At 72.4% G+C, this 15,317-nt stretch carries 14 protein-coding genes; 4 read left to right on the top strand and 10 right to left on the bottom strand.

The genetic code is table 11. The annotated features are described in order from the left end of the window. Positions 1–15 precede the first annotated feature (15 nt). Both OG490_RS26190 and OG490_RS26185 read right to left on the bottom strand, forming a co-directional pair. Entirely contained in the window at positions 16–2,265 is a 2,250-nt protein-coding gene (locus OG490_RS26190) for an MMPL family transporter (RefSeq protein ID WP_330298722.1), read from the bottom strand. A 188-nt stretch (positions 2,266–2,453) separates the two neighbouring features. Next, a complete protein-coding gene (locus tag OG490_RS26185) occupies positions 2,454–2,924 on the bottom strand; it encodes a signal peptidase I (RefSeq protein ID WP_330298721.1) in 471 nt (156 codons plus the stop codon). Positions 2,925–2,984: 60 nt separating this feature from the next. On the opposite strand from OG490_RS26185, the gene OG490_RS26180 reads away from it, so the two are divergent. Next, positions 2,985–3,821: a GNAT family N-acetyltransferase gene (locus tag OG490_RS26180; protein ID WP_330301074.1), complete on the top strand. Its 837-nt coding sequence runs from the start codon at positions 2,985–2,987 to the stop codon at positions 3,819–3,821. Between the two features lie 185 nt (positions 3,822–4,006). On the opposite strand, the gene OG490_RS26175 is transcribed toward OG490_RS26180, so the two are convergent. Further along, the gene (locus OG490_RS26175; RefSeq protein WP_330301073.1) at positions 4,007–4,705 is read right to left on the bottom strand and encodes a siderophore-interacting protein; all 699 of its coding nucleotides are present in this window, start codon (positions 4,703–4,705) and stop codon (positions 4,007–4,009) included. A 142-nt stretch (positions 4,706–4,847) separates the two neighbouring features. On the opposite strand from OG490_RS26175, the gene OG490_RS26170 reads away from it, so the two are divergent. Together OG490_RS26170 and OG490_RS26165 are read left to right on the top strand one after the other, a co-directional pair. After that, the gene (locus OG490_RS26170; RefSeq protein WP_443065879.1) at positions 4,848–6,968 is read left to right on the top strand and encodes a penicillin acylase family protein; all 2,121 of its coding nucleotides are present in this window, start codon (positions 4,848–4,850) and stop codon (positions 6,966–6,968) included. Further along, on the top strand, positions 6,965–7,576 hold the full coding sequence (locus tag OG490_RS26165) for a GNAT family N-acetyltransferase (protein WP_330298719.1): 612 nt from the start codon (positions 6,965–6,967) through the stop codon (positions 7,574–7,576). Before OG490_RS26170 ends, OG490_RS26165 begins: the two co-directional genes overlap by 4 nt. Here the strand turns inward: OG490_RS26165 and OG490_RS26160 are convergent. Both OG490_RS26160 and OG490_RS26155 read right to left on the bottom strand, forming a co-directional pair. Further along, positions 7,536–8,339: an alpha/beta fold hydrolase gene (locus OG490_RS26160; RefSeq protein WP_330298718.1), complete on the bottom strand. Its 804-nt coding sequence runs from the start codon at positions 8,337–8,339 to the stop codon at positions 7,536–7,538. The two genes, OG490_RS26165 and OG490_RS26160, sit on opposite strands and share 41 nt — an antisense overlap. A gap of 106 nt (positions 8,340–8,445) precedes the next feature. Then, positions 8,446–8,997: a hypothetical protein gene (locus tag OG490_RS26155; protein WP_330298717.1), complete on the bottom strand. Its 552-nt coding sequence runs from the start codon at positions 8,995–8,997 to the stop codon at positions 8,446–8,448. 153 nt (positions 8,998–9,150) lie between these two features. Here OG490_RS26155 and OG490_RS26150 point away from each other — a divergent pair, with 153 nt between their 5' ends. Then, positions 9,151–11,028, top strand: coding sequence for a protein kinase domain-containing protein (locus tag OG490_RS26150; protein ID WP_330298716.1), 1,878 nt, complete (start codon positions 9,151–9,153; stop codon positions 11,026–11,028). Positions 11,029–11,111: 83 nt separating this feature from the next. Here the strand turns inward: OG490_RS26150 and gatB are convergent, their stop codons facing one another. From gatB to OG490_RS26125, 5 genes are all read right to left on the bottom strand, one after another. Further along, complete coding sequence (gene gatB, locus OG490_RS26145) at positions 11,112–12,620, bottom strand: Asp-tRNA(Asn)/Glu-tRNA(Gln) amidotransferase subunit GatB (RefSeq protein WP_330298715.1); 1,509 nt, start codon at positions 12,618–12,620, stop codon at positions 11,112–11,114. 15 nt (positions 12,621–12,635) lie between these two features. Continuing rightward, the gene (locus OG490_RS26140) at positions 12,636–12,881 is read right to left on the bottom strand and encodes a hypothetical protein (RefSeq protein WP_330298714.1); all 246 of its coding nucleotides are present in this window, start codon (positions 12,879–12,881) and stop codon (positions 12,636–12,638) included. Next, positions 12,878–14,380: an Asp-tRNA(Asn)/Glu-tRNA(Gln) amidotransferase subunit GatA gene (gatA, locus tag OG490_RS26135; protein ID WP_330298713.1), complete on the bottom strand. Its 1,503-nt coding sequence runs from the start codon at positions 14,378–14,380 to the stop codon at positions 12,878–12,880. The genes OG490_RS26140 and gatA overlap by 4 nt, the downstream gene beginning before the upstream one ends. Positions 14,381–14,384: 4 nt before the next feature. Further along, positions 14,385–14,681 (bottom strand): Asp-tRNA(Asn)/Glu-tRNA(Gln) amidotransferase subunit GatC, encoded by a 297-nt coding sequence (gatC, locus tag OG490_RS26130; protein ID WP_007266718.1) that lies wholly within the window; start codon positions 14,679–14,681, stop codon positions 14,385–14,387. Between the two features lie 186 nt (positions 14,682–14,867). Beyond that, positions 14,868–15,314, bottom strand: coding sequence for a nucleoside 2-deoxyribosyltransferase domain-containing protein (locus OG490_RS26125; RefSeq protein WP_330298712.1), 447 nt, complete (start codon positions 15,312–15,314; stop codon positions 14,868–14,870). Positions 15,315–15,317 lie beyond the last annotated feature (3 nt).

The following is a 15,317-nucleotide window of genomic DNA, read 5'->3' as shown; positions in this document are numbered from 1 at the left end:
CGGCGGTTGGCCGGGTCACCGGGATGCTGTGGCGGGCTCGGTGCCGTCCTCGCTCGTGGCTTCGCCGGTACCGGTCCGCTGTGCCGGAAGTCTCGCACGCGACCGGCGCTCGGGGGGCTCGATGCTGATGCGGGGCAGCCGCCGGTCCAGCCAGGCCGGCAGCCACCAGTTCGCGCCGCCGAGCATGTGCATCAGGGCCGGGACCAGCAGGGTGCGCAGGACGAACGCGTCGAGGGCGACGGCCGCGGCGAGCGCGATGCCGAACATCGCGATGAGCCGGTCGCCACTGAGCACGAAGGCCAGGAAGACGGAGATCATGATGACGGCCGCCGAGTTGATCACGCGGCTCGTCTCGGCGAGCCCGACGCGGACGGCCCTCTTGTTGTCCCCGGTCTCCAGCCACTCCTCGTACATCCGGCTGACGAGGAAGACCTGGTAGTCCATGGAGAGCCCGAAGAGCACCGAGACCATGATCACCGGCAGGAAGGGCTCGATCGGGCCCGCGCTGCCCAGGCCCATCAGTTCGCTGCCCCAGCCCCACTGGAAGATCGCGACGACCACGCCGAAGGAGGAGGCGACGGCGGCCACGTTCATCGCGGCGGCCTTGACCGGGATGCCGATGGAACGGAAGGCCAGCAGCAGGAGCGCGCAGCCGAGGGCGACGACCACTCCGACGAAGAGCGGCAGCTTGCCGATGATGACGTCGGCGAAGTCGTCGTAGCCGGCGGTCACGCCGCCCACGTGCACCTGCACGGAGCTGCCGTGCCCGGCGTGCGGGATGACGTCCGCGCGGAGCGTGTCGACGAGGTCGCTCGTGGCCCGGGACTGCGGCGAGGAGGCCGGTACGACGGTGACGACGGCGGTGTCGCCGCTCCGGTTGAGGACGGCGGGTCCGGCGGAGGCGACGCCGGGCGTCGTGCGGAGCGCGTCCGCGAGGCGGTCCACGGCCACCCGGTCGCCGGCGCTCTCGAGGCGGGCGACGACGGTCAACGGACCGTTCATCCCCGGCCCGAAGCCCTCCGCGAGCAGGTCGTAGGCCTTGCGGGTGGTGGACGTGGCCGGGTTGTTGCCCTGGTCGGACGTGCCGAGGTGGAGGAAGAGCGTGGGCAGCGCCAGCACCACCATGACCGCCGCGGCGAGGAGGCCGAGCAGCTTCGGACGGCGTTCGACGAAGGCCGACCAGCGGGCGGCGAAGCCGGTGGGCGACTCGGCCCGCGGGCCCTCGGCGGCCAGCTTGCGGCGCTCGCGGCGCGAGAGGGCCCGCATGCCGATGCAGGAGAGGAGGGCGGGCAGCAGCGTCACCGAGGCGGCGACCGTCAGGACCACGGTGAGGGAGGCGGCTATCGCGACACCGTTGAGGAAGTTCAGCCGGAGCACCAGCATGCCGAGCAGCGCGATGCAGACGGTGGCCCCGGCGAAGACCACGGCCCGGCCGGTGGTGGCGACGGCGTTCTCGGCCGCCTCCTCGACCGGGAGGCCGCGCTGGAGGCCCTTGCGGTGGCGGGTGACGATGAAGAGCGCGTAGTCGATGCCCACCCCGAGTCCTACGAGGGTGCCGAGCATCGGGGCGAAATCGGCCACCGGCATCGCGTGCCCGAGGAGGGTGATGCCGAAATAGGCGGTGCCCACGCTGACCAGGGCGGTCGCGATGGGCAGCAGGCTCGCGGCGAGCGAGCCGAAGGCCAGGAACAGGACGAGGGCCGCGATGGCCACGCCGATCACCTCGGCGAGGTGCGCGCCGGGTGCCTCGGTGAGGCCGATGGCCCGTCCGCCGAGTTCGACCTGGAGGCCGTCCGCCTCGGTGGTCGGGTTCTTCGCGGCGTCGACGACGGCCTTCGCCTGGGCCTTGGGGACCGAGTCCGCCTGCCGGTCGAAGGTGACCACTGCGTAGGCGGTGCGGCCGTCGGGGCTGATCCTGGCGGCGCTCTCGGGGTCGGCGCCGTAGGGGCCGGCCACCGAACCGACGCCGGGCAGAGCGGCTATCGAGTCCAGCGCCCGCGCCATGCGTTCCGCGACGGCCGGGGTACGCACGCTCTGCTGGTCCGGGGCCCGCCACACGATGGTGTCGGTGTCGCCGCCCTGGCCGGGGAAGCCCTCGCGGAGCAGGGCGTGCGCCTTGCTGGACTCCGTGCCGGGGACCTCGTAGTCGTTGGAGAACGCCGCTCCGGCGCCGACCGCGGCCGCGGCGGTCCCACCGAACGCGAGGATCCAGAGCAGGACGGCGACGAGGCGGTGCCGCATGCACCACCGTGCGATTGCTGCCAACGGACGAGCTCCCTGGTGGTTCGGATCTTCACCGGGACGGCCCGTCGCAAAGAACACTTGAACACTGAACGCTGAACGTCTCAAGACTTATGACTTGTGGTCTACACCTTCACGATCGCAGCGTTGCGTGATCCTTGGCGGCCATCGTGGGCAGCGTCACAGGCCGCCGGACAGGTGCGGGACCATGGTCACACGGGGTTCGGAGCGGAGGTCCGGCCGGACTGGCCTTCGGGCCGGTCGAGGGGCTGGTTGTCGGTCCGGCTGTCGGATTGGCCATCGGACCGGTCGTCGGTCCGGTAACCCGGCAGCGAGGGCCAGCGGACGGTGAGCACCACCGAGTCCTCCTCCGCGCACCAGGAGTGGTCCACGCCGCGCCCCCACACCACGTAGTCCCCCTGTTCGGCCAGTACGACGCTGCGGCCGGGGAACTCCAGCCGGAACCGGCCGCTGATGAGCACCTGCAGGGCCGTGCGCGACTCGCCGCGCACCCACTGCGCCCGCTCGTCACCCTTGGGGTGGACGCCCCACTTGATCTCCACGTCCTCGCTGTGGCGGGGATCGCCCGGCTCCTTGAAGTGGCCGAGCAGCCAGCCCCGGTCCACGGCCGCGTCCGGGGTGGCCCTGCCCGTGTAGATCGCGGGGGTGGGGTGTGCGTTCACCGGGGTGAGGTTAATGCAGTTGTGGGGGTGGGGGGCGGCTGGTGAGCTGGTCGGATGACGATGAATGCTGATGACCTGCTCGGCGTGCGCGCCGAGTTCGACGCCGAGATGCGCCGCGACGCCCAGCCGGACACCGCCGACGCGCGGGTGGAGCGGGTGGGCGGGGCCGATGGCGCCGGCGGCGCCGGCTGTGTCCTACGGCAGATCGCGCCCGGGGCGGGTGGGAACGCCGTGCTCTGGTCCGACCTGGACGAGCGGACGGCGGACGCGGCGATCGCGGAGCAGGTGGCGTTCTTCACGGAGCTCGCCGCCCGGGGCGAGGCCGCGGACGCGGGGTTCGAGTGGAAGCTCTACGACTACGACCGCCCGGCCGACCTCGGGGACCGGCTGCGCGCGGCCGGCTTCGTCGCCGAGCCGGCGGAGACCCTGCTGATCGGCAGGACCTCGGAGCTCGCGAAGATCCCGGTGGAGCCGCCCGCGGGGATCACGCTGCGGGTGGTGACCGACGAGGAGGGCGTCGAGCTGATGATGGAGGCCCACCGCGGCGCCTTCGGTAAGGACCGCCCGCGCATCAGGGAGGTGATGCTGAACCTGCTGCGGGAAGAGCCCGACACGATCGAAGCGGTCGTCGCGATGGCGGGCGACACCCCGGTGTCGGCGGCCCGGATGGAAATGCGCCCGGGGACCTCCTTCGCCGGCCTGTGGGGCGGCGGCACGCTCCCGCAGTGGCGCGGCCGCGGCATCTACCGCCTCCTGGTGGCCCACCGCGCCCGCGTGGCGGCGGAGCGGGGCATCCGCTACCTCCAGGTCGACGCCTCCGAGGACAGCCGGCCGATCCTGGAGCGGCTGGGCTTCCAGGTGCTGGGGGTCACGGTGCCGTGGATGTGGGAGGGGTAGGAGCGGATGCCGCACGCGGGCCGGGGGCCGCGCGCGGGGCGGGGGCCGCACGCGGGGCGGGGGCCGCACGCGGGGCGGGGGCCGCACGCGGGGCGGGCGCCGCGCGCGCGGGCCGGGCGCCGCGTCATCGCGCAGCGGCTGACGGTCTGCGTGGCCCAGCCGTGTCGCGCCGGCGGCCGCTCCGGTCAAGGGCGCCAGTAGCCCAGGGCGTTGACGCGGTCCTTGGGGATCCCGAGGTCCTTGCGGAGCCAGCCGGTCAGGGTGCGGGTGGTGGCCGTGTCGCAGGCCAGCCAGACGTAGGCCGACCCGGCCTCGCCGAGGAGGGGCGGGAGTTCGGCGCGGACCCGGTCGGTCAGGGCCTTGCCTCCGCCCGCGCCCCGCTCGACCCGGCGTACGTCGTGGCGGTCCGCGTGCGCTCGTAGAGGCAGTTCGGTGTCGCTCGTGTGCTGCGTCTCGAACCAGACGGTCGCCGGGGTGTCCGGGTGGGCGTCCAGCAGGGAGTTGATCGCGGGCAGCGAAGCCGGGTCGCCGATGACCAGGAGTCGGGCGGGCGCCGGGTCGGGGGCGGTGAAGCCGGTGCCCTGGACGGTCGCCTCGATGGTGTCGCCGGGCGCCGCGCGCCGCGCCCAGTGGCTCGCGACTCCGTCGTGCAGGGCGAATTCGAGCGAGAAGGTGCCGGTGGCGGGGTCCGGGTCGACCAGGGTGTAGGCCCGCTGGTGCGGTTTGCCGTCGGCGGCGGCAAACCAGAGCCGGACCCACATCGTCGGGTGCAGCGACTGCCCGGCCGCCGAGAGCAGCCCGCCGTCCTCCAGCCGTACCCGCCGGAAGTGCTCGGTGACCTGCTCGGCCCCCGTGACCGTGAACCGGAAGTCCTTGGCCCGCATCAGTCTGAGGACCACGCCCTCCCAGCCCTTGGCCGTCCGGGCCCTCCTTGCCGTTCCGGCCGTCCCTGCCGTCCCGTCCGCCCCGCTCGCGACGCTCATCGCACTCCCACCTTCCCCTTATAGTTAGGGCAGCCTAACCTAAATGCACTTGGGGAAGAGTGTGAGCCGTGTGAGCAGCACCGACGAGAGCAGCACCGACGACGCGAACGCGTACGGAGAGAACTACGAGCTCTACCGGGACGCCTGGGGCATCCCGCACCTCCGCGCCCCCGATCCGCTGCGCCTGTCCTGTGCCCAGGGCCGCACCACCGCCCTCGACCGCGCCTGGCAGCTGGAGATCGAGCGACTGCGCGCCGAGGGTGCGAGCGCCTCCCTCCTCGGCCCCGAGTCCGTCCCCTGGGACCGCTTCGCCCGCCAGAGCCGCCTCGCCGACACCGCGCGCCAGTGCTATGAGGCCCTCGACCCGGAAACTGCCGACTGGGTCCGGGCCTACGTCGCCGGGGTCAACGACGGGCTGGCCTCCGGCGCCGCCCGCGACCCTCGCTTCGTGCAGGCCCCCGAGCCCTGGGAGCCCTGGGTTCCGCTCGCCATCTGGATCTCCACCCACATCCTCTTCGCCGGCTTCGCCACGAAGCTGTGGCGCGATCGCGTGGCCCGCGTCCTCGGCGACGAGGCCGCCACCCTGTTCGCCACCGACGGCCCCGGCACCGCCGGAAGCAACGGCTGGCTGGTGCCGGGCGGCCGGACCGCCACGGGGGCGGCGATCATCGCGGGCGACCCGCACCGGTTCATCGAGGACCCGGGCGTGTACCAGCAGATACGTATCTCCTGCCCTGAGTACGACGTCCTCGGCCTCGCCGTCCCCGGCGTTCCCGGCCTCGCCCACTTCGGGCACACCGGCGGCGTCGCCTGGGCCATCACCAACGCCATGGCGGACTACCAGGACCTGTACGAGGAGCAGTTGCGGGAGCTCGAGAGCGGCCGGATCGAGGCGCTCGGGCCGGACGGAGTGTGGGAGGGCGTCGACCGCCGCACCGAGACCATCGTCGTGGCCGGAGCCGAGCCCGTCGAGGTGGAGGTGCTGGAGACCGCCCGCGGTCCGGTCGTCGTGCGGCCGGAAGGGGAGCGAAGCGGCCAGACCCTCTCGCTGCGCTATCCGCCCCGCGTCCGTCGCGACCTCGGCTTCGCCGCGCTGCCCGCCCTGCTGCGCGCCCGCAGCGTCGCCGACGTCGACGCCGCCCTCGACGGCTGGGCCGAGCCCGTCAACGTGGTCCACGCCGCCGACTCCGAGGGCGGCCTGCTGCACCGCGTCGCCGGGGCCGTCCCGCTGCGCGACCCCTCGAACCGGCTGCGCCCCGTCCCCGCCTCCGACCCCCGCCACGTCTGGCAGGGCTGGGCGCAGACCCCCGCCGAGCCGGTCCAGGGCTTCGCCGTCATGGCGAACGCGCGGGGGATCGCCTCGCCGCTGGGCGTGGAGTTCGCGCCCCCGCACCGCGCCAACCGCATCCGCGAGCTGCTCTCCGGCTCGGCGGACTGGACGCCGAAGGCGATGGCCGGCGTACACGCGGACACGCATCTCGCCTCCGCCGCGCCGCTGCTCGCCCTGCTGCCCGGGTTCGAAGGCCTCTCCCCCGCCGCCGAAGCGCTGCGCGCCCGACTGCTCGGCTGGGACCGGCACATGGACGCGGACAGCGCCGACGCCACCGTCTTCTCGGCCTTCCGGGCGGCGACCGTACGCCGCTTCGCCGCCGACCCGGTCTTCGCCGGCCTCGCCGACGCACCGGACGGCCCGGAGGTGTTCCACCCCTGGCTGTACCTGCTCCCCCGGGTCGGCTACGCCCTGGAGGGGCTGCTCACCACCAGCCTCCTGCCCGCGTTGGACCGGGCCGGACACGTCCGCGCAGCCCTGGAGGAGACGGCGGCCGCGGGCGCGCCCGACACCCCCTGGTCCGAGGTCCACCGCCTGGCGCCCTGGTCCGCGCTGCCCGATCCGGACGCCGAGTGGCCGGGGCTCGGCGGCGACCACGACTGCGTGAACGCCACCTCCACCGTCCCCGGTTTCACCGACCTCACCGCCCGCGCATCGGCGGCCCGTTACGTCTGGGACCTGGCCCGCCGCGAGGACAGCCTCTGGGCGGTCCCGCTGGGCGCGGACGGAGTCACCGGCAGCCCCCACCACCGCGACCAGCTCCCGCTCTGGGCGCGCTGCGAACTCGTCCCGGTCGTCACCGACTGGGCCCGCCTCACCAAGGAATCCGCATGACCACCTCCCCCGCCACCCGGCCCGCCGTCCACACCCAGACCGTCGAGGGCTTCGGCACCGTCACCCTGGCCCCCGTCGACCCCGCCGCCGACTCCGCGCTGATCCACGGCTGGGTCAACGAGGAGCGGGCCGCCTTCTGGGGCATGGGGGGCGCCAGCCGCGAGCTGGTCGAGGAGATCTACGCGGACGTGGACCGCCGCACCACCCACCACGCGTACCTCGCCCGGCGCGACGGGGAGCCGGTCGCGCTGTTCCAGACGTACGACTGCGCGGAGGACCGGGTGAGCGAGTGCTACGAGGTCCAGCCCGGGGACGTCGGCGCGCACCTGCTGATCGGCCCCGACCACGGCGCCGCGGAGGCCGGTTTCACCGCGTCCCTGATGGCCGTCTTCATGACGTACGTCCTGTCCGACCCCGGCACCCGCCGCGTCATAGCCGAGCCGGACGCCCGCAACGTCAAGGCCATCGTCCGCCTGCAGCGCACCGGTTTCGTGCTCGGTCCGGAGGTGGAGCTCCCGGAGATCGACCTGCCCGAGGTCCACCTCCCGGCCAAGCAGGCCCGTCTGCTCATCCTCGACGTGTCGGGAGCTCTGCCAGAAATCCGCTGACCAGCGCCGCCCACTCCTGCGGGAGCTCGGCGAACGGCAGGTGTCCGGTGGGCAGTTCCGCCCACCGGGCGCCGGGCAGCGCGTCGGCCACCTCCCGCTGGAGCTCCAGCGGTACGAGGCGGTCGGCGGTGGTCGCGATGACGAGCGCGGGTACGTCGATCCGCGCGAGTTCGGCGCTCAGGTCCGCCCCCTTGACCAGCGCGGCGTGGTCCCCGCCGCCGGGCGGGAAGGACGCGGCGGTGGCGCGCACGGCCGCCGCCACCTGCTCCTCGGTCAGCCCCTCCAGCGCCTGCGGGCTGAGGGTGAGCGGTACGAGGAGCTGCGCGAGCAGCTCGTCCTCCCCGCGCCGGGACAGCTCCGACCAGAGGTCGGTGATGAGCCCGAGCCACTGCCCGGCGCGGGCGAAGGTGGCGGTGAGCACGAGCCCGGTGACCCGCTCGGGATACCGGGCGGCGATGCGCACGGCGACGTTCCCGCCGAGGGAGTACCCGAGCACGGCGAACCGCTCCAGCCCCTCGGCGTCGGCGGCGGCCACCAATTCATCGGCGAGCACGTCCAGTTCCAGCGGCCCGGTGGCCCGCGGGGTCCCTCCCGTACCCGGATAGTCGACTCCCACGACACTGTGGCCTTCGGCCAGGACATCGAGGATCGGACCGAAATTCGACTCCACCGAACCGCCTCCCCCGTGCGCGAGCAGGAGGCCGGGCCCGCCGCTCTCCTTGCGGACGGTACGGGCGTAGGTGCTGGTCAGTGCGGTGCCCATGAGGTTCCCCCTAGTTTCCGTAGCGGTCGCTACAGAAAGAACCGTACACGCTTTAACTATCGACCGCTACAGAATCATGTGTTGGGTACGGGTGCCGACAGACCGCTTACATGCGGGGAGGGGGCGGCGGGCCCGGCTGCCCGCCCGACACTCCGAGGTCGGCGCGCATGGCTGCCCGCATCTCCCGGAGCGGGCCCCAGACGCCCTGTTGGGCCTCCGACGCCGACTCCATCGACTCCCCCGGGTCCGGCGCACCCCGCTCCAGGCGCTTCACCTGCCCGTAGACGCCCGACAGGGCGTGATTGACCACTGTGGCGGGTGCGAGGACGGGGTCGGGGGCGATCATCTGGGCTTCGGAGTAGCGATCGCGGAAGGCATCCTTCGCGACGTCCAGCGCGGCCCGGTCGGCGTCCTCCACTCCGCGCTCCCGCATCGCGTGCAGATGCCGGTTGAGGGCGGTGGCGAACTGCCGTGCGTCCCGGTTGAGGTCCGCGTAGCAGGTGCGCCGCAGCAGCAGGTTCTCGCGCAACGCGTCGTGCCTGCGCACGAGTTCGATCTCACGGGCCTTTGCGCGCGCCGCGCCCCGCTGGGACAGCAGCGCGCCCCCCAGCGTGCCCGCGACACCCGTCACGGCGATCACCATCGCACCGATTTCCACCGGTCCCCCTCCCGAGTCCGCTTTCCCCGCGCACAGTCTGCCGGGCCCCTGCCCCGGAGGCCCGATGGGGGTGCGGGGGCCGATTCCCATTGACCCCGCCAACCACCGCACGGGAAGCTGTCAATCCATCAATAACTTGGCGCTGGGGGGAAATTGACCAGCCAGAATCTGCACATCGGGCCGGACGCGGCAGCAGACCGCTACCGCTTGCTCCGTTCCATCGGACGCGGCGGGGAAGCCGTGCTCTATCTCGCGGAGATCGAGCTCGCCGGAGGGTCCGAGCCCGTCGTGGTGAAGGTGCTCGACTCCAAGACCACGATCACCCCGGACGTCTTCGACCGCATCAGCCAGAAGTGGAACGAGCAGGCAGAACTGCTGCGCTTCGTCCACCGGCCGGGCGTCGTGGGCGTACGGGAGCACTTCGAGGGGCCGCCGATCCACCGGCCCGGCGAGTCCGGGACGCTGACCGGGCGGGCCCTCGTGCTCGTCATGAACCACGTCGACGGGCTGGACCTGCGCGACTGGCGGGCCGAGCGGACGCTCGCCACCGCCGCCGAGCGGCGCGAGGTGATGCGCACGCTGGAACAGCTGGCCGACGTACTGGACTGGCTGCACTCGGGGAAGGCCACCCCGTCCGGGCGCCAGGTCATCCACGGTGACCTCTCCCCCGGCAACGTCATGGTCGACGCCCACGGGCAGGCCACCCTGGTGGACTTCGGCCTCAGCAAGCTGACCGCCGACCACCAGACCGCCGAGGTGTGGTTCACCCCAGGCTACGCGGCTCCCGAGGTCTTCGACGGGAAGCGGACCCCGGGCGCGGACCGGTACGCCTTCGGGGCCATCGCGTACTTCCTGCTGAGCGGGGAATCCCCGCCCTCGACCCCGGATCTGCTGGCGCAGGCCCTCGTACGGCTGCCGCAGTTCGCGGTGCTGGACGCGGAGCAGCGGGCGCGGATCGCCTCCATCTACGCCTCCGATCCGCTGAAGCGGCCGGTGAACCTGGCCGGCTGGATGAAGGACATCCGGCATGCCGTGGTGTCCACCACCACCTCCACCTCGCAGCGGGTGGTCCGGGAAGTGCCGCCGGTCCCGGCCGCGCCCCCGGCACAGGCCGCGGCTCCGCCGAAGCCCGTGGCCCCGCCCCAGCCGACCTACACGCCTCCGCCCGCACAGCCGGCGTACACGCCTCCGCCCGCGCAGCCGGTCTACGTCCCGCCGCCTGCCGAGCCCGTGTACACCCCGCCGCCCACCGAGCCGGCGTACAGCCCGCCGCCGGTGCAGGCGAGCGTGCCGCAGGGGTACGGTCCCGCGCCCGTGGCCGAGTCCCGTACGGAACCGGCAGCCGTACCGCCCCCGCGCAAGAAGCGGCGTACCGGGCTGGTGCTCGGGGCAGTGCTCGCGGTGCTGGTCGTGGCCGGCGGCGCGGTGATCGGCGTAAAGCTGATCGGGGACAAGAAGGACTCGGGCGGCGGGAACACGGCGGGCGGCGGGGACAAGGCCGCCTCGTCCCCCGTATCCCCCTCGGCCTCCACGAACCCGACACCCGCACCGTCGGCATCGGCGTCGGCCTCCGAGGCCGGCACTCCTACAGCCCAGCCCACCGCCACGGGCTCCCAGCCCCCGTCGGGGATCGCACCGGACATCAAGGCCGCCGACCTGACGGTCATGGGTCCGGTCAAGGACCTGGGCGGGTTCGACGTCGGGCCCGCCAAGATCAACACCAAGCAGTACGGGGCCGCCTTCATCCAGACCCCCAGCTGCAACTTCGACGCCCAGGCGGAGTTCGACCTCAACCGCGAGTGGAAGACGCTGGAGTTCACCGCGGGGATCGACGACGGCTCGACGAACAAGAAGGGGCGCGTCACCATCTCGCTCGACGGCCAGCCCGCCGCCTTCTCCGAGCTCGTGGAACTGGGCAAGCCGATCACCCACACCGTGGACGTGAGCGGCGCCCTGCGGCTGAGCATCAAGGTGGACAAGGGCTGCGAGAACGGCACGACCGTCATCGCCGCCCCCCAGCTCAAGCGGTAGCCCCCGCAGGCCCGTACGACGGCGGCCCCGCACCGGAGAACCGGTGCGGGGCCGCCGTCTGCGTACGGTGCGAACTACTCCAACTACTCGGAGACGCCCAGGCGCTCCAGGATGAGCTCCTTGACGCGCGCCGCGTCGGCCTGGCCGCGGGTGGTCTTCATGACCGCTCCGACCAGCGCGCCGACGGCGGCGATCTTGCCGCCGCGGATCTTGTCGGCGATGCCCGCGTTGCCCGCGATGGCCTCGTCCACGGCCGCGCCGAGCGCGCCCTCGTCCGAGACGACCTTCAGACCGCGCTTCTCGACGACCTCGTCCGGGGTGCCCTCGCCGGCGAGGACGCCTTCGAGGACCTGGCGGGCCAGCTTGTCGTTGAGCTCACCGGCCGCGACCAGGGCCGCGACGCGCGCGACCTGGACGGGGGTGATGGGCAGCTCGTCGACGACGACGCCCTGCTCGTTGGCGTTGCGGGCCAGCTCGCCCATCCACCACTTGCGGGCGGCGGTCGAGTCGGCGCCGGCCTCGATGGTGGCGACGATGGAGTCCACCGCGCCCGCGTTGAGGATCGACTGCATGTCGTGCTCGGTGACGCCCCACTCCTGGAGGAGGCGGTTGCGGCGCACGCGCGGCATCTCGGGCAGGCCCGAGCGCAGCTCCTCGACCCAGGTGCGGGCCGGGGCGATCGGGACCAGGTCGGGCTCCGGGAAGTACCGGTAGTCCTCGGCGTTGTCCTTGATGCGGCCGGCCGTGGTGGAGCCGTCCTCCTCGTGGAAGTGCCGGGTCTCCTGCACGATCGAGCCGCCGGACGAGAGCACCGCCGCGTGGCGCTGGATCTCGAAGCGGGCGGCGCGCTCGACGGAGCGCAGCGAGTTGACGTTCTTCGTCTCGCTGCGGGTGCCCATGGGCACCTCGGGGCTCGTGCGCAGCGACAGGTTGACGTCGCAGCGCATCTGGCCCTTGTCCATGCGGGCCTCGGAGACGCCGAGCGCCTTGATGACCTCGCGCAGCTCGGCGACGTACGCCTTGGCGACCTCGGGGGCCCGCTCGCCGGCGCCCTCGATCGGCTTGGTGACGATCTCGATGAGGGGGATGCCGGCGCGGTTGTAGTCCAGCAGGGAGTGGGACGCGCCGTGGATACGGCCGGTGGCGCCGCCGACGTGCAGCGACTTGCCGGTGTCCTCCTCCATGTGGGCGCGCTCGATCTCCACGCGGAAGATCTCGCCGTCCTCCAGCTGGACGTCCAGGAAGCCGTTGAAGGCGATGGGCTCGTCGTACTGGGAGGTCTGGAAGTTCTTCGGCATGTCCGGATAGAAGTAGTTCTTCCGGGCGAAGCGGCACCACTCGGCGATCTCGCAGTTCAGCGCGAGACCGATCTTGATGGCGGACTCGATGCCGATCTCGTTCACGACCGGCAGCGCGCCGGGCAGACCGAGGCAGACCGGGCAGGTCTGCGAGTTGGGCTCGGCGCCCAGCTCGGTCGAGCAGCCGCAGAACATCTTGGTCTTCGTGCCGAGCTCGACGTGGACCTCGAGGCCCATGACGGGGTCGTACGACGCGAGGGCGTCCTCGTACGACAGCAGTTCGATGGCAGTCACAGTGGAAATTCCCTCTCAGCCCAGCAGGATGTCGTCGTCGCCGAGACGCTTCAGTTCGCGGTACAGGATCGCGAGGCCGGTGACGATGGCCGCGGCGGACACGACGGCGTCGATCAGCTTCAGCGTGTCGTGCTCGCTGCGGGCCTTCTTGGCCTGCTTGACCACGCTGAAGGCGCCGAAAGCGGTGGTGCCGATCGACAGGTACGTACCGGACTTGGACTTCTTGAAGCCCTTGGCCTTGGACAGCGCACTCGAACTCACAGCGACGGAGCCTCCTCAAGCAGCGGGTGACCCCAGCGTGCGACGAAGGCAGCCTCGACGGCGGCGCCGACCTTGTACAGCCGGTCGTCCTTCATCGCCGGGGCGATGATCTGCAGCCCGACCGGGAGACCGTCCTCCGGGGCCAGGCCGCAGGGCAGCGACATGGCGGAGTTGCCGGCCAGGTTGGTCGGGATGGTGCACAGGTCCGCGAGGTACATCGCCAGCGGGTCGTCGGTGCGCTCACCGATCGGGAAGGCGGTGGTGGGCGTGGTCGGGGAGACGATCACGTCGACCTGCTCGAAGGACTTCTCGAAGTCCTGCGTGATGAGCGTGCGGACCTTCTGGGCGGAACCGTAGTACGCGTCGTAGTAGCCGGAGCTGAGCGCGTACGTACCGAGGATGATGCGGCGCTTGACCTCGTCGCCGAAACCGGCTTCGCGGGTCAGGGCGGTGACGTCCTCGGCGGACTTGGTGCCGTCGTCGCCGACGCGCAGGCCGTAGCGCATGGCGTCGAAACGGGCGAGGTTGGAAGAGCACTCGGACGGCGCGATCAGGTAGTACGCGGCCATCGCGAGGTCGAAGGACGGGCAGTCCAGCTCCACGATCTCGGCGCCCAGCTCCTTGAGGAGCTCGACCGACTCGTTGAAGCGCTGGACGACGCCCGCCTGGTAGCCCTCACCGGCGAACTGCTTGACCACACCGACGCGCATGCCGGCCACCGAGCCGTTGCGCGCGGCCTCGACGACCGGCGGGACCGGGGCGTCGATGGAGGTGGAGTCCAGCGGGTCGTGGCCGGCGATGACCTCGTGCAGCAGCGCCGTGTCCAGGACGGTGCGGCCGCAGGGGCCACCCTGGTCGAGGCTGGAGGAGAAGGCGACCATGCCGTATCGGGAGACCGCGCCGTAGGTGGGCTTCACGCCGACGGTGCCGGTGACGGCGGCGGGCTGGCGGATCGAACCGCCGGTGTCCGTGCCGATCGCCAGGGGCGCCTGGAAGGCGGCCAGCGCGGCCGCGGAGCCGCCGCCCGAGCCGCCGGGGATCCGGGTGAGGTCCCAGGGGTTGCCGGTGGGCCCGTAAGCACTGTTCTCGGTCGAGGACCCCATGGCGAACTCGTCCATGTTGGTCTTGCCGAGGATGACGACGTCGGCCTCCTTCAGCTTGCGCGTCAGGGTGGCGTCGTAGGGCGGGATCCAGCCTTCGAGGATCTTCGAACCCACGGTCGTCGGAACCCCGACGGTGGTGAAGATGTCCTTGAGCGCGAGCGGGACGCCGGCCAGCGGGCCCAGCTTCTCGCCGTTGGCGCGCTTGGCGTCCACGGCGGCGGCCTGGGCGAGGGCGCCCTCGCGGTCGACGTGCAGGAAGGCGTGGACCTTCTCGTCGGTCGCCTCGATGCGGGCCAGGTGGGCCTCGGTGACCTCGACGGCCGTCAGCTCGCCGGAGGCGATCTTCTCGGCGGTCTGGGCGGCCGTGAGCCGGATGATGCTGTGCGTGTCGGTCATGTTCTTAGTCCTCACCAAGGATCTGCGGCACCTTGAAACGCTGCTGCTCCTGGGCGGGGGCGCCGGAGAGCGCCTGCTCGGGGGTGAGCGAAGGACGGACCTCGTCCGCGCGCATGACGTTCGTCAGCGGCAGCGGGTGGGAGGTCGGCGGAACGTCTTGGTCGGCGACCTCGGAAACGCGGGCGACCGCGCCGATGATGTCGTCGAGCTGTCCAGCGAAGTGGTCGAGCTCTTCGCTCTTCAGCTCCAGACGTGCCAGCCGAGCGAGGTGGGCGACCTCCTCGCGCGTGATGCCAGGCATGCAGCGATCCTCTGGGGGTGGTGAGTGTGTAGGTTTCAGGCCCAATCCTATGGGGCTCGGCCCCTGGTCGACGCCCCGGTTTCCTCCGGGGCGGTACGGAGCCTCGTGCGCGGGCCCGATTCCGCCCGTGCGGCGGGGCCGCCTGCGGGCCGCGCCGCACGGGGCGGAGTCCCGCAGGGCGGCGGGTCAGCCGAGGGCGGTCAGCTGGGCTCGGGCCGCGGCCACGGCTTCGGGCAGCGTCCGGTGGACCGGGAGGTCCGGGCGGGCCAGGGCGAGCTGCGCCACGACGTCCGCGCGGCGCGGGTACCCCGGGTCGGCGCCGACGACCAGCCGCCGGGCCGGCACGGCCACGGCCGCGCCGAGCTCGTACAGCGTGATCGGCTGCACCGTCAGCGCAGCGTCACACGCCGGGAACCAGAACAGCGTCACGTCGGCCAGCATCAGGTGCCGGTACTCCCACGCGATCTGGACGTCCGTCTGCGAGGGGTCGGACACGTCGAAGTCCGCCCGGCGCGGGTTGAGGACGACGAAGTCGGCCAGGGCGCGCGCCGCCTGCGGCTGCCACGGCGGGCAGTGGGTGATCCCGCCCGCCAGGAAGACGGACGGCGGATCCTCCGCCGAAGGCACGTGCACCGC

It is taken from the genome of Streptomyces sp. NBC_00503, assembly GCF_036346895.1.
Classification (GTDB): Bacteria; Actinomycetota; Actinomycetes; order Streptomycetales; family Streptomycetaceae; genus Streptomyces.
The sequence above is the reverse complement of the archived record's forward strand: the minus strand, read 5'-3'. Positions and strand labels throughout refer to the sequence as shown.

Coding starts and splice junctions, on each gene's coding strand:
- OG490_RS26180 (WP_330301074.1), top strand. CDS start 2,985: ATGAATGCTGATGACCTGCTCGGCGTGCGCGCCGAGTTCGACGCCGAG.
- OG490_RS26175 (WP_330301073.1), bottom strand. CDS start 4,705: ATGCGGGCCAAGGACTTCCGGTTCACGGTCACGGGGGCCGAGCAGGTC.
- OG490_RS26170 (WP_443065879.1), top strand. CDS start 4,848: ATGCACTTGGGGAAGAGTGTGAGCCGTGTGAGCAGCACCGACGAGAGC.
- OG490_RS26165 (WP_330298719.1), top strand. CDS start 6,965: ATGACCACCTCCCCCGCCACCCGGCCCGCCGTCCACACCCAGACCGTC.
- OG490_RS26160 (WP_330298718.1), bottom strand. CDS start 8,339: ATGGGCACCGCACTGACCAGCACCTACGCCCGTACCGTCCGCAAGGAG.
- gatA (WP_330298713.1), bottom strand. CDS start 14,380: ATGACCGACACGCACAGCATCATCCGGCTCACGGCCGCCCAGACCGCC.
- gatC (WP_007266718.1), bottom strand. CDS start 14,681: ATGCCTGGCATCACGCGCGAGGAGGTCGCCCACCTCGCTCGGCTGGCA.